The organism is Rufibacter ruber (assembly GCF_001647275.1).
Taxonomy (GTDB): Bacteria; Bacteroidota; Bacteroidia; order Cytophagales; family Hymenobacteraceae; genus Nibribacter; species Nibribacter ruber_C.
Genome location: NZ_LRMM01000011.1, coordinates 56,671 through 69,685 on the forward strand (window position 1 = coordinate 56,671; position 13,015 = coordinate 69,685).

General features: G+C 44.1%; 15 protein-coding genes. All 15 read left to right on the forward strand.

Translation table 11 applies throughout. The features are described 5' to 3' along the window. Positions 1-103: 103 nt before the first annotated feature. Entirely contained in the window at positions 104-4,420 is a 4,317-nt protein-coding gene (gene rpoC, locus A8O25_RS06455) for a DNA-directed RNA polymerase subunit beta' (protein WP_066832328.1), read from the forward strand. A gap of 1 nt (position 4,421) precedes the next feature. Continuing rightward, positions 4,422-4,736: a DUF3467 domain-containing protein gene (locus A8O25_RS06460; protein ID WP_066832331.1), complete on the forward strand. Its 315-nt coding sequence runs from the start codon at positions 4,422-4,424 to the stop codon at positions 4,734-4,736. Positions 4,737-4,838: 102 nt separating this feature from the next. Continuing rightward, complete coding sequence (gene rpsL / locus A8O25_RS06465; protein WP_048919295.1) at positions 4,839-5,255, forward strand: 30S ribosomal protein S12; 417 nt, start codon at positions 4,839-4,841, stop codon at positions 5,253-5,255. 13 nt (positions 5,256-5,268) lie between these two features. Continuing rightward, positions 5,269-5,736: a 30S ribosomal protein S7 gene (rpsG, locus tag A8O25_RS06470; RefSeq protein ID WP_066832334.1), complete on the forward strand. Its 468-nt coding sequence runs from the start codon at positions 5,269-5,271 to the stop codon at positions 5,734-5,736. Between the two features lie 2 nt (positions 5,737-5,738). Then, positions 5,739-7,838 (forward strand): elongation factor G, encoded by a 2,100-nt coding sequence (gene fusA, locus A8O25_RS06475; protein WP_066832336.1) that lies wholly within the window; start codon positions 5,739-5,741, stop codon positions 7,836-7,838. Positions 7,839-7,848: 10 nt separating this feature from the next. Further along, positions 7,849-8,154, forward strand: coding sequence for a 30S ribosomal protein S10 (rpsJ, locus tag A8O25_RS06480; RefSeq protein ID WP_048919298.1), 306 nt, complete (start codon positions 7,849-7,851; stop codon positions 8,152-8,154). 377 nt (positions 8,155-8,531) lie between these two features. Further along, positions 8,532-9,152 (forward strand): 50S ribosomal protein L3, encoded by a 621-nt coding sequence (rplC, locus tag A8O25_RS06485; RefSeq protein ID WP_066832339.1) that lies wholly within the window; start codon positions 8,532-8,534, stop codon positions 9,150-9,152. A 1-nt stretch (position 9,153) separates the two neighbouring features. After that, on the forward strand, positions 9,154-9,786 hold the full coding sequence (gene rplD, locus A8O25_RS06490) for a 50S ribosomal protein L4 (protein WP_066832341.1): 633 nt from the start codon (positions 9,154-9,156) through the stop codon (positions 9,784-9,786). Beyond that, positions 9,786-10,073 carry a 50S ribosomal protein L23 gene (gene rplW, locus A8O25_RS06495; RefSeq protein WP_048919301.1) on the forward strand — a complete coding sequence of 96 codons (288 nt, stop codon included), beginning with the start codon at positions 9,786-9,788 and terminating at the stop codon, positions 10,071-10,073. The genes rplD and rplW overlap by 1 nt, the downstream gene beginning before the upstream one ends. Before the next feature lie 12 nt (positions 10,074-10,085). Further along, positions 10,086-10,910, forward strand: a complete 825-nt coding sequence (gene rplB / locus A8O25_RS06500; protein ID WP_066832344.1) for a 50S ribosomal protein L2 — start codon at positions 10,086-10,088, stop codon at positions 10,908-10,910. Between the two features lie 3 nt (positions 10,911-10,913). Continuing rightward, on the forward strand, positions 10,914-11,192 hold the full coding sequence (gene rpsS / locus A8O25_RS06505; protein WP_048919303.1) for a 30S ribosomal protein S19: 279 nt from the start codon (positions 10,914-10,916) through the stop codon (positions 11,190-11,192). Next, positions 11,192-11,578 (forward strand): 50S ribosomal protein L22, encoded by a 387-nt coding sequence (rplV, locus tag A8O25_RS06510; RefSeq protein ID WP_066832347.1) that lies wholly within the window; start codon positions 11,192-11,194, stop codon positions 11,576-11,578. The genes rpsS and rplV overlap by 1 nt, the downstream gene beginning before the upstream one ends. A gap of 5 nt (positions 11,579-11,583) precedes the next feature. After that, positions 11,584-12,366, forward strand: coding sequence for a 30S ribosomal protein S3 (rpsC, locus tag A8O25_RS06515; protein WP_066832349.1), 783 nt, complete (start codon positions 11,584-11,586; stop codon positions 12,364-12,366). Between the two features lie 27 nt (positions 12,367-12,393). Continuing rightward, complete coding sequence (rplP, locus tag A8O25_RS06520) at positions 12,394-12,816, forward strand: 50S ribosomal protein L16 (RefSeq protein ID WP_066617994.1); 423 nt, start codon at positions 12,394-12,396, stop codon at positions 12,814-12,816. A 2-nt stretch (positions 12,817-12,818) separates the two neighbouring features. Beyond that, positions 12,819-13,013 (forward strand): 50S ribosomal protein L29, encoded by a 195-nt coding sequence (gene rpmC, locus A8O25_RS06525; RefSeq protein ID WP_066832351.1) that lies wholly within the window; start codon positions 12,819-12,821, stop codon positions 13,011-13,013. The last annotated feature ends 2 nt before the right edge of the window (positions 13,014-13,015 follow it).

Genomic DNA, 13,015 nt, shown 5'->3' on the forward strand with positions numbered 1-13,015 from the left:
TTCAGAAAAAGAGGCCAAAAACGCCTTTGTCTGGAATCTCCCTCATCTGCGTTAGGAGAGCTGCTTAGTAAAAAGGAATTTTACATATCTAGCAACACATAACATGGCGTTAGCAAGAAATAAAAAATTAATCCAGGACTTCTCTAAAGTTACCATCAGCTTGGCTTCTCCAGAATCAATTCTGGAGAGATCAAACGGAGAGGTAACAAAACCGGAAACCATCAACTACAGAACCTACAAGCCAGAAATGGGCGGTTTGTTCTGTGAGCGGATTTTCGGGCCAGTGAAGGATTGGGAGTGCCACTGCGGGAAATATAAGAGAATCAGGTACAAAGGGATTATCTGTGACCGTTGCGGTGTTGAAGTAACTGAGAAAAAAGTGCGCCGTGAGCGCATGGGGCATATTGAGTTGGTGGTACCGGTAGCGCATATCTGGTATTTCAAGTCATTGCCAAATAAAATTGGATATCTGTTAGGTTTACCAACCAAGAAGCTTGACCAGATTATCTATTATGAGCGCTATGTAGTGATTCAGCCAGGTATCTTGGGCGAAGACAGTGTAAACATGCTGGACTTCCTCACTGAAGATGAGTACCTGGACATGATTGACAAGTTGCCACGCGAGAACCAAATGTTGGACAACAACGATCCAAACAAGTTCATCGCGAAGATGGGGGCTGAGGCGCTGCAAATGTTGCTGGAACGCATCAATCTGGATGACCTTTCTTACGAGCTACGTTACTCTGCTGCTCATGAGACTTCTCAGCAGCGGAAAGCAGAAGCACTGAAGCGCCTACGGGTGGTAGAGGCGTTCCGCGATGCGGCTACCAGAATTGAGAACAAACCTGAGTGGATGGTGATCAGGATGGTGCCAGTTATTCCGCCAGAATTGCGCCCTCTAGTTCCATTGGATGGTGGCCGTTTCGCTACTTCTGACTTAAATGACCTGTACCGCCGTGTGATTATCCGGAACAACCGTCTGAAGCGTTTGATTGAGATCAAAGCACCAGAGGTGATCCTCCGGAATGAGAAGCGTATGTTGCAGGAAGCCGTAGACTCCTTGTTTGACAACTCACGTAAGGTGAATGCGGTTCGTGCAGAAGGTAACCGTGCGCTGAAGTCACTTTCAGATATGCTGAAGGGTAAGCAGGGACGTTTCCGTCAGAACTTACTTGGAAAGCGTGTGGACTACTCTGGCCGTTCGGTGATTGTGGTTGGTCCAGAATTGAAACTACACGAGTGTGGTTTGCCTAAGAATATGGCCGCTGAGCTTTTCAAGCCGTTCATCATCCGTAAGCTTATTGAGCGCGGTATTGTGAAAACGGTGAAGTCTGCGAAGAAAATAGTTGATCGTAAAGATCCGGTAGTTTGGGATATCCTGGAAAATGTATTGAAGGGACACCCAGTACTGCTGAACCGTGCTCCTACGCTTCACCGATTAGGTATCCAGGCCTTCCAGCCAAAGCTGATTGAAGGAAAAGCGATTCAGCTGCACCCATTGGTAACCACAGCCTTCAACGCCGACTTTGACGGTGACCAGATGGCGGTACACGTTCCCCTTGGACCGGCCGCAATTCTGGAAGCCTCTATGTTGATGCTGGCTTCACATAACATTTTGAACCCTGCCAACGGTGCCCCAATTGCAGTACCTTCTCAGGACATGGTGTTGGGTCTGTATTATGTAACCAAAGGTAAGCGCTCTACAGAAAATGAGAAGATTGCCGGCGAAGGTATGTCTTTCTACAGTGCTGAAGAAGTAATCATCGCCATCAATGAAGGTCGCTTGTCTAAGCATGCCTTTATCAAAGTGCGTGTGAAAGTACTGGATGAGAATAACCAATTGGTTACTAAACTCATTGAAACAGTAGCTGGCCGTGTGCTATTCAACCAATTCGTGCCAGAAGAAGTTGGGTACGTAGACGAACTCTTGTCTAAGAAGAAATTGCAGCAGATTATCTCCCGCGTGTTCAAAGTAACAGGTATGGCGAGAACTGCTCAATTCCTGGATGATATTAAAACCCTTGGATTCCAGTCTGCTTACAAAGGCGGTCTGTCAATGGGCTTGGGTGACATTGTGATCCCTAAAGAAAAAGATATTCTGGTGGAGCAGGCTAAAAAAGATGTAGACGCTGTATGGGCGAACTACTCAATGGGTCTGATCACAGATAACGAACGTTACAACCAGGTGATTGATATCTGGACGCGTATCAACAACCAGATTACTGAAACGTTGATGAACCGTCTTGAGAAAGATGACCAAGGTTTCAACTCCATCTTTATGATGATGCACTCCGGAGCCCGTGGTTCCAGAGAGCAGATTCGTCAGCTGGGAGGTATGCGGGGTCTGATGGCGAAGCCTCAGAAATCATTGCAGGGTTCAGTAGGAGAGATCATTGAAAACCCAATTCTTTCCAACTTTAAAGAAGGTCTGGATGTAATTGAGTACTTTATCTCTACCCACGGTGCCCGTAAAGGTCTTGCAGATACCGCCTTGAAAACGGCAGATGCTGGTTATCTAACCCGTCGTTTGGTAGACGTGTCACAAGATGTAATTGTGAATGAAGCTGACTGCGGTACCCTTCGCGGCCTGGAAGTGAGTGCACTGAAAGACAATGAAGATATCGTTGAGTCTCTTTCTGAGCGTATCTTGGGTCGTGTGAATGTGCATGATATCATTGATCCTCTCACAGGAGAGATGATTCTGGAGTCAGGAGGCGAAATCACAGAAGAGGTTGCCAGAATGATTGAAAATACGGCTATTGAAAGTGTTGAAATTCGTTCAGTACTAACCTGTGAGACCAAGCGTGGTATTTGTGCCAAATGCTATGGCCGTAACTTGTCTACTGGCCGCATGGTTCAGAAAGGAGAGGCCGTTGGTGTGATCGCTGCCCAATCAATTGGAGAGCCGGGTACACAGCTGACACTCCGTACCTTCCACGTGGGTGGTACTGCGTCTAACATTGCCGTTGATGCTGCTATCCGTGCTAAATTCAATGGGGTAATCGAGTTTGAAGACGTAAGAACCATTGATACCACCAATGCTGAAGGTGAACCTGTGAAAGTAGTAATGGGTCGTTCAGGGGAAGTGAAAATTACAGAGGCCGGTACAGGTAAGTTATTGATCAGCAACCACGTTCCTTACGGTTCATTCTTAGTGGTAGATGAGGGACAAACCGTTGCCAAAGGTGATGAGCTATGTAACTGGGATCCATACAATGCGGTTATCTTATCTGAATTTGATGGTACCATTGCGTATGACTCTATCATTGATGGCATCACATTCCGTGAGGAATCAGATGAGCAGACAGGTCACCGTGAGAAAGTAATCATTGAGACCAAAGATAAAACTAAGAACCCTGCTATAGTTGTTAACCCTGCCAGTGGAGAGCCTAAAGGGTATAATATCCCGGTTGGGGCGCATATCACAGTAGAAGATGGTCAGCGCATCAAAGCGGGCCAGATTGTTGCTAAGATCCCACGTGCAATTGGTAAAACACGCGATATCACTGGTGGTCTGCCACGAGTTACCGAGCTCTTTGAAGCCCGTAACCCGTCTAACCCAGCAGTTGTGAGCGAGATAGATGGGGTGGTAACGTATGGTGGTGTGAAACGCGGTAACCGCGAAATCTATATTGAATCAAAAGATGGAGTGAAGAAGAAGTACATGGTACCTCTTTCCAAACACATCCTGGTTCAGGATAATGACTTCGTACGTGCCGGTGTTCCGTTATCAGATGGTGCCATCACGCCTAATGACATCCTGAACATTCAAGGCCCTGGTGCGGTGCAAGAGTACTTAGTGAATGAAATTCAGGAAGTATACCGCTTGCAAGGGGTGAAAATCAATGACAAACACATTGAAGTGGTGGTTCGTCAGATGATGCAGAAGGTGAACGTAATTGATCCAGGAGATACCAGCTTCCTGGAGAACCAGACGGTTGATAAAGTTACGTTCATGGAAGAGAATGACATGATCATAGATATGAAAGTAGTGGAAGATGCAGGTGACTCAGCTGCCATGAAACCAGGTATGATTGTGACGGCTCGCCGTCTGCGGGATGAGAACTCAAGCCTGAAGCGTCGGGACTTGCGATTAGTGACCGTGCGTGATGCGCAGCCAGCAGTCTCAAGACCAACGTTACAAGGTATTACTCAAGCCTCACTGGGTACGCAAAGCTTTATTTCGGCAGCTTCCTTCCAGGAAACTACCAAAGTGTTAAGTGAAGCGGCCATTAAAGGTAAAGCAGATGAACTGCTGGGCTTGAAAGAAAACGTAATTGTTGGTCACCTAATTCCTGCCGGAACGGGCTTACGTGAATACACCAAATTGATTGTAGGCTCCAAAGAAGAGTATGAAGCTCTTTCAGCCAGCAGACAGTCCGGGGTAAGAACAAAGCAAGGCGAACTGCAAGAGAGATAAAATGGCAGCAGCAGAACAACAAGGACAAATCAACATAGAGTTGACTGAAGAGATTGCTGAGGGCGAGTATGCAAATCTGGCCATGATAGCACATTCTCACAGTGAATTTGTGATTGACTTTATCCGGCTTATGCCCGGTATCCCAAAGGCAAAAGTTAAATCAAGAGTGGTGATTACTCCAGAGCATGCCAAGCGTTTTTTGGCTGCTTTGGAGGAAAACATTCTGAAATATGAGCAAAGTTTTGGAGTGATTAAGCAAACGCCTGAGGCCCCAAGCTTTCCTCTAAATTTTGGTGGAACAATTGGCGAAGCATAAGCCGCTAATAATTAATGAATTAAAACTTTGATTTTGCAAAGTGATTTTTATACCTTTGCAAACCATTTTTTGAAGAGAGAAATCAGTTTAAAAAGTTAGTAAATGCCTACTATACAACAATTAGTAAGAAAGGGAAGAGAAGCGCTAACATCAAAGTCTAAGTCTCCAGCTCTTGACTCATGCCCGCAGAGACGTGGGGTGTGCACACGCGTTTACACAACCACACCTAAGAAGCCAAACTCAGCGATGAGAAAAGTGGCTCGTGTGCGTTTGACAAACGGCAAAGAAGTCAATGCCTATATCCCGGGTGAAGGCCACAACCTGCAAGAGCACTCCATCGTGCTTATCAGAGGTGGTCGTGTGAAAGACTTACCAGGTGTAAGATACCACATCATTCGTGGTGCGTTAGATACTGCCGGTGTAAACGGTCGTCTACAGTCCCGTTCTAAATACGGTGCAAAACGTCCTAAACCAGGTCAGCCAGCAGCTGCTGCAGGAAAAGGCGGTAAGAAAAAATAATTGAGTTAAGACAATGAGAAAAGCGAAACCAAAGAAGAGAATTCTTCTTCCTGATCCAAAATACAAAGAAACTCTGGTTACCCGTTTTGTAAACTACCTGATGGTAGACGGTAAAAAGAGTGTGGCATACAAGATTTTTTACGATGCTTGCGATTTAGTTGAGAAAAGAACTAAAGAGAGCGGGTTAGATACCTGGAAAAAAGCATTGAACAACATCATGCCAGGTGTAGAGGTAAAATCCCGCCGTGTAGGTGGTGCAACTTTCCAGGTGCCAACTGAGGTGCGTCCGGACAGAAAGATTTCTCTTGGTATCAAATGGATGATCTCATACGCTCGCAAGAGAGGTGAGAAGACCATGATGGATAAATTAGCTGGTGAGATCATCGCAGCTGCCAAAGGAGAGGGTGCTGCTGTGAAGAAAAAAGATGATACGCACAGAATGGCGGAAGCTAACAAGGCATTCTCGCATTTCAGATTCTAAGAATGGCTAGAGACTTAAAATTCACAAGAAACATAGGGATTGCCGCGCACATTGATGCCGGTAAGACCACAACGACAGAGCGTATCCTTTACTATGCTGGTGTAAGCCACAAAATAGGAGAGGTGCACGATGGAGCTGCCACCATGGACTGGATGGAGCAGGAGCAGGAAAGAGGTATCACCATTACTTCTGCCGCTACTACTGTAAACTGGGACTACAGAGGTGACAAATACCATATCAACATCATTGATACTCCAGGTCACGTTGACTTTACCGTAGAGGTAAACCGTTCCCTGCGCGTATTGGATGGTCTGGTTTTCTTGTTTAGTGCAGTAGATGGTGTTGAGCCACAGTCTGAGACAAACTGGAGACTTGCCGATAACTACAAAGTAGCCCGTATCGGTTTCGTAAACAAAATGGACCGTTCCGGTGCCGATTTCCTTGCCGTATGTAAGCAAGTGAAAGAGATGCTGGGCAGCAATGCCGTAGCGCTTCAGTTGCCAATTGGTGCTGAAGATGACTTCAAGGGTGTGGTTGACTTGGTGAACTTCAGAGGTATAGAGTGGAATGAGCACGACAAAGGGATGACCTTTAGAGAAGTTCCAATTCCTGACGATATGTTGGAGGAAGCCACAGAGTACCGCGAGAAGTTACTGGAAGCAGTAGCAGACTACGATGAGTCTCTGATGGAGAAATACTTTGATGATCCTGAAACGATCACTGAAGCAGAAATCATGAACGCGCTTCGTAAAGCAACTATTGATATGGCCATTGTGCCTATGCTTTGCGGTTCTTCTTTCAAGAACAAAGGTGTACAAACCATGCTTGACTATGTGATGGCTTTGATTCCATCACCTCTGGACAAGGACAACATTGTTGGTACCAACCCAGATACCGGCGAAGAAGTAGTGCGTAAGCCAAGCGAAAGCGATCCTTTTGCCGGCCTTGCCTTCAAAATCGCTACCGACCCTTATGTAGGACGCCTTTGCTTTGTGCGTGCCTATTCAGGAGTGTTGGAGTCTGGTTCGTATGTGTACAATACCCGTTCTAACAACAAAGAGCGTATTTCCCGTATCTTCCAGATGCACGCCAACAAGCAGAACCAAATCGAAAGATTGGCTGCTGGTGACATCGGGGCGGTAGTAGGCTTCAAGGACATCAAGACAGGAGATACCCTTTGCGATCAGAATGCGAAAATCGTTCTGGAGTCTATGGACTTCCCTGAGCCAGTAATCGGTTACGCTATTGAGCCTAAAACGCAGGCTGACTCTGATAAAATGGGTATGGCAATTGCCAAACTTATTGAAGAAGATCCAACCTTGCAGGTGAACACCGATGAAGAGACCGGCCAAACTATCCTGAGAGGTATGGGCGAGCTTCACCTGGAGATCATCATTGACCGTATGAAGCGGGAATTCAAGGTTGAACTGAACCAAGGGGCACCACAGGTTGCGTACAAAGAAACCATCACCAAAGCAGTTGAGCACCGTGAGGTGTACAAGAAGCAGTCCGGTGGTCGTGGTAAATTCGCGGACATTGTGTTCACCATGGGCCCACGTGAGGACGGAAAACAAGGTCTTGAGTTTGAGAACGCCATTGTTGGTGGTGTGATCCCAAGAGAATTCATTCCTCCTGTGCAGAAAGGATTTGAAGAAGCAATGAAAAATGGTATCCTTGCTGGTTTCCCAGTAGATTCCATGAAAGTTCGCTTGTTCCACGGTTCTTTCCACGATGTTGACTCCGATGCATTGTCGTTTGAATTAGCAGCCCGTGCTGGTTTTAAAGAAGCAGGTAAGCAATGTGCTCCTAAACTTCTTGAGCCAATCATGGCGGTAGATGTGGTGACTCCAGATGAGTACACAGGTCCAGTTACCGGTGACTTGAACAGAAGAAGAGGTATCATGAAAGGAATGGATACCAAAGGTACTTCAACTGTGGTGAAAGCTGATGTTCCTTTGTCTGAACTGTTCGGTTATGTAACTGATTTACGTACCATCACTTCAGGAAGAGCAACTGCTTCCCTTACTTTCTCTCACTACGAGCAAGTACCACAAAACCTGGCAGATGGGATCATTGCAAAAATTAAAGGGACTTCGAAATAGTTGAAATAGAATGAATCAAAAGATCAGAATCAAACTGAAATCTTACGATCACAATCTGGTTGATAAATCATCAGAGAAAATCGTGAAAGCGGTAAAAGCAACTGGTGCGATCGTGAGTGGTCCTATTCCTTTGCCTACCGAGAAAGATATCTTCACTGTTCTTCGTTCACCGCACGTGAACAAGAAAGCAAGAGAGCAGTTCCAACTTTGTACCTATAAAAGACTAGTAGATATTTACTCTACTTCTTCTAAAACGGTAGATGCTTTGATGAAGCTTGAATTACCAAGCGGCGTTGATGTTGAAATCAAAGTTTGATAAGACATACTGGGTAAAAAAAGGGAGAGGGTTACCTCTCCCTTTTTTATTGTAGTCTCCAATTTTCAAGACATTACAAGATATCATTGGTATTTAGTGATTAGTAAATATTAAATAAAAGAAAAAGCAAAATGTTATGATGCATTAAGATTACATTTTAAAGAAGTGTTATAGCACACGAGCTGCACAGGAAAGCAGTTTTTGTATAAAGATTTAGTTATGAATCATATATCAAAGTGAAATTCCAAAAGAAAACCTTACTGCCTGAAAACAAATAATTTAGGATAGCTTGTAAAATAAAAATTAAATATAGAACTTTGCACTCCCGAAAAGAACCCTAGTGGGTTTAAGTATAAATTGTTTAAATAAAAAGTAGAATGCCTGGAATTATCGGTAAGAAAATCGGAATGACAAGCCTCTTCACACCTGAAGGGAAGAGCGTGGCCTGTACTTTGATTCAAGCAGGACCATGTGTAGTAACTCAGGTTAAAACACAAGAAACAGATGGCTATACAGCTGTTCAGCTTGGGTACGGAGAGAAGAAGGTTAAAAGAACTAGCAAAGCGCTAGCTGGACACTTTGCCAAAGCAAACACCACCGCTAAGAAAAAATTAGTGGAGTTTAGACTAGATGATGTAGCCTCCTACTCATTAGGTGATGAAGTTAACGTTGCTCTTTTTGAAGAAGGAGAGTTTGTGGATGTTGTGGGTACTTCAAAAGGGAAAGGCTTCCAAGGGGTAGTAAAACGCTATAACTTTGGTGGTGTTGGCGGCCAGACTCACGGTCAGCACAACAGAGCAAGGCACCCTGGTTCAATTGGAGCATGTTCATGGCCATCCAGAGTATTCAAGGGAATGCGTATGGCTGGAAGAATGGGCGGTGACCGTGTTAAAGTTCAGAACTTGCGCGTACTGCGCATTTTGCCAGAGCAAAACGTTTTAGTAGTGAGCGGTTCTATCCCGGGCGCTAAAAATTCATTTATTGTAGTTGAGAAATAAGATGGAGCTATCAGTTTTCAATAGTAAAGGTGAAGATACTGGAAGGAAAGTAGCCCTTCCGGAGTCGGTGTTCGGTATTGAGCCAAATGAGCACGCGATGTATCTGGATGTTAAACAATACTTAGCAAACCAGCGCCAGGGAACACATAAATCTAAAGAGCGCAATGAAGTTGCAGGCTCTACTAAAAAGATCAAACGCCAAAAAGGTACCGGTGGCGCTAGAGCAGGTTCTTTAAAGTCACCAGTATTTGTTGGGGGAGGTCGTATTTTTGGGCCAAGACCAAGAAACTACAGCTTCAAGTTAAATAAGAAGTTGAAAGCGTTAGCAAGACTTTCTGCACTTTCTACTTTGGCAAAAGATGAGCGTCTGGTGTTAGTAGATAACATCACCATTGATACCCCTAAAACTAAAAGCTTCGCTAATATTCTTCAAAGCTTAAAGGTTGGAGAAAGAAAGACATTGGTTGTAACCAAAGAAGCGAATACAAATGTGGTTCTGTCTAGCAGAAACCTTCCTAAAGTAAAAGTAGCTACTCCTGGTGCTTTAACAACATATGATTTGTTGAATGCTGATAAGGTAGTTTGTTTAGAGGAATCTCTTTCTGTGTTTGAAGAAATTTACGCGAATAAATAATGAGTATCTTAAAAAGACCATTATTGACTGAAAAGCTTACCGCTTTGAATGAAGTAGGTAAATATGCTTTTGAAGTTGATAGAAAAGCAAATAAGATTGAGATCAAGAAAGCGATCCAATCCAGATACGGAGTTACAGTAGAGAAAATTTCTACTATGAGAACCCAAGGAAAACTTAAGTCCCGCAATACCAAATCTGGCGTTGTAACCGGACGTACAGCATCCTCTAAGAAGGCGATTGTTACTTTGAAAGAAGGGGAAGTAATCGATTTCTATAGCGGTATATAAGCAATAACTAGAATGGCATTAAAGAAACTAAGACCAACAACACCAGGTCAAAGATTTAGAATAGCGCCGGCCTTCACAGAAATTACGAAGAGCGAGCCGGAGAAATCTTTGTTGGCATCCAAGAAAAAATCTGGTGGACGCAACAACGCAGGTAAAATGACCATGCGCTACATTGGTGGCGGTCATAAAAAGAGATTCCGTATCATTGACTTTAAAAGATCTAAATACGGCGTTCCTGCAACTGTAAAGGCGATTGAATACGATCCCAATAGAACAGCACGTATTGCACTGTTGTACTATGCAGATGGTGAGAAAGCCTATATCATTGCACCAGCAGGCTTGGCTGTAGATGCAACCGTGGTGTCAGGACCAGGAGTAGCACCTGAGGTTGGAAACGCTTTACCTCTTTCTGATATTCCTTTAGGTACTATAGTTCATAATATTGAACTGGCACCCGGACAAGGAGCTGTATTAGCAAGAAGTGCTGGCTCTTATGCGCAGCTAGTTGCTCGTGAAGGCCGCTATGCAACCTTAAAATTACCTTCCGGTGAAATGAGAATGGTACTTGTAAACTGTATGGCTACAGTTGGTACTGTATCAAACGCTGACCATATGAACGTGAAGCTTGGAAAAGCAGGACGTAGCAGATGGATGGGTATTAGACCAAGAGTGAGAGGTGTAGCCATGAACCCTGTAGATCACCCAATGGGAGGTGGTGAAGGTAAGTCATCTGGAGGTCACCCAAGATCACGTAAAGGTCTTTACGCTAAAGGTCAGAAGACTAGGAATAAAAATAAATTTTCTGAGAACCTGATTGTTAATAGAAGGAAAAAATAACTAATGGCAAGATCATTAAAAAAAGGGCCTTATATTGACTACAGGCTCGATAGAAAAGTGCAGACAATGGATGAGTCTGGAAAGAAAGCAGTGATCAAAACATGGTCACGTCGTTCTATGATTTCTCCAGATTTTGTTGGTCATACCTTTGCAGTGCACAATGGGAATAAATTCATTCCAGTGTATGTAACGGAGAACATGGTAGGCCATAAGTTAGGTGAATTTGCACCTACCAGAAACTTCAGAGGCCACATTGCTAAGAAAGATAAAGGTAAAAGATAATGGAAGCGGTTGCTAAATTAAATAATGTACCTAGCTCACCACGTAAGATGAGATTGGTAGCGAACTTGATTCGCGGTAAAAGTGTTACCCGCGCATTAGGTTTATTGAAATTTGAAGCGAATGCCGGCGCTCCTAAATTGGAGAAACTTCTTTTGTCTGCTTTATCAAACTGGCAAGCAGCTAATGAAGATGCCCGCATTGAAGATGCTAATCTGTATATTAAAGAGATTAGAGTAGATGAAGGAAAGATGCTGAAGCGTTTGCGGCCTGCTCCTCAGGGGCGTGGTCACAGAATCAGAAAAAGATCTAACCACGTAACCCTTGTGATTGATTCTAAAGTGGAAGCGGAGCCAGTTGAAACATCTACCTCTAACGAAGCCAAATAGTTAAAATGGGACAAAAAGTTAATCCAGTAGGCCTAAGACTAGGTATTGTTAAAGGCTGGGACTCTAATTGGTTCGGAGGGAAGGATTTCGCTGACAAGCTGATTGAAGACGAAAAGATCCGTAAATACATTCTAGCCCGTATCCCAAAAGGAGGTATTTCAAAAATCATTATTGAGAGAACTCTTAAAAGAATCACTATTACTATCAATACTGCCCGCCCAGGTGTGGTGATTGGTAAAGGTGGTCAAGAGGTTGATAAGATAAAAGAAGAGCTAAAGAAGATCACTAGCAAAGATGTTCAGATTAACATATTTGAAATTAAGCGTCCGGAACTGGATGCTAAATTGGTAGGTGAATCAGTAGCTCAGCAATTACAAGCGCGTATCTCTTTTAGGAGAGCTATGAAACAAGCCATTGCTTCTGCGATCAGAGTGGGTGCTGAAGGTATTAAAATCCAGGTTTCAGGCCGTTTAGGTGGGGCTGAGATGGCACGTACTGAGCATTACAAAGAAGGTCGTACTCCTTTACATACCCTAAGAGCTGATATAGACTATGCTTTATCAGAAGCACAAACTGTTTATGGTAAGCTAGGTATCAAAGTGTGGATCTTCAAAGGAGAAGTTTTCGGTAAGCGTGATTTATCTCCTAATGCTGGTCAGCAGAGTGGTGGTTCTTCTTCAGCTCCTCGTAACGAAAGAGGTGAAAGAGGTAACGACCGTGGCGACCGTAGAGACAGCCGCAAGCGTCCAGCTGATGCCAACCAAAAGCGCGGAGGCAAGCGCAAGTAGTTGTTAAACCTTTAGGTATTAATTGAAATGTTACAGCCAAAACGGACTAAATATAGAAAGATGCAAAAAGGCCGCGTTCACGGTCTTGCGCACAGAGGGAGTACTATCTCCTTTGGGTCTTTCGCCATCAAATCATTAGAAGCCTCTTGGATCACCAGCCGTCAGATTGAAGCAGCTCGTATTGCAATGACACGTGCTATGAAACGGGAAGGTCAAGTTTGGATTCGTATTTTCCCTGATAAGCCTATCACAAAAAAGCCTGCAGAGGTTCGTATGGGTAAGGGTAAAGGATCTCCTGAGTACTGGGTAGCCGTAGTGAAACCAGGTACTATTATGTTTGAATCTGACGGAGTGTCGCTAGAAGTAGCTCAAGAGTCTTTACGACTGGCTGCTCAAAAGCTACCAGTTAGAACAAAATTTGTTGTACGTAGAGATTACGTTGAGAAATAGTCATGAAGCAGTCAGAAATCAAAGCTCTTTCACTTAATGAAGTGAAAGAGCAACTCAACACAGAGAGAAACAATTTAGTGAACCTAAAGTTCGCCCATGCTATTTCTCCGCTTGAGAATCCTTCCAGAATTAAGCATACAAGAAAAACCATCGCCAGGCTAGAGACGCAGTTGAGGTCTTTAGAGCTCAATGGCTAATA

Coding starts and splice junctions, on each gene's coding strand:
- rpoC (WP_066832328.1), top strand. CDS start 104: ATGGCGTTAGCAAGAAATAAAAAATTAATCCAGGACTTCTCTAAAGTT.
- A8O25_RS06460 (WP_066832331.1), top strand. CDS start 4,422: ATGGCAGCAGCAGAACAACAAGGACAAATCAACATAGAGTTGACTGAA.
- rpsL (WP_048919295.1), top strand. CDS start 4,839: ATGCCTACTATACAACAATTAGTAAGAAAGGGAAGAGAAGCGCTAACA.
- rpsG (WP_066832334.1), top strand. CDS start 5,269: ATGAGAAAAGCGAAACCAAAGAAGAGAATTCTTCTTCCTGATCCAAAA.
- fusA (WP_066832336.1), top strand. CDS start 5,739: ATGGCTAGAGACTTAAAATTCACAAGAAACATAGGGATTGCCGCGCAC.
- rpsJ (WP_048919298.1), top strand. CDS start 7,849: ATGAATCAAAAGATCAGAATCAAACTGAAATCTTACGATCACAATCTG.
- rplC (WP_066832339.1), top strand. CDS start 8,532: ATGCCTGGAATTATCGGTAAGAAAATCGGAATGACAAGCCTCTTCACA.
- rplD (WP_066832341.1), top strand. CDS start 9,154: ATGGAGCTATCAGTTTTCAATAGTAAAGGTGAAGATACTGGAAGGAAA.
- rplW (WP_048919301.1), top strand. CDS start 9,786: ATGAGTATCTTAAAAAGACCATTATTGACTGAAAAGCTTACCGCTTTG.
- rplB (WP_066832344.1), top strand. CDS start 10,086: ATGGCATTAAAGAAACTAAGACCAACAACACCAGGTCAAAGATTTAGA.
- rpsS (WP_048919303.1), top strand. CDS start 10,914: ATGGCAAGATCATTAAAAAAAGGGCCTTATATTGACTACAGGCTCGAT.
- rplV (WP_066832347.1), top strand. CDS start 11,192: ATGGAAGCGGTTGCTAAATTAAATAATGTACCTAGCTCACCACGTAAG.
- rpsC (WP_066832349.1), top strand. CDS start 11,584: ATGGGACAAAAAGTTAATCCAGTAGGCCTAAGACTAGGTATTGTTAAA.
- rplP (WP_066617994.1), top strand. CDS start 12,394: ATGTTACAGCCAAAACGGACTAAATATAGAAAGATGCAAAAAGGCCGC.
- rpmC (WP_066832351.1), top strand. CDS start 12,819: ATGAAGCAGTCAGAAATCAAAGCTCTTTCACTTAATGAAGTGAAAGAG.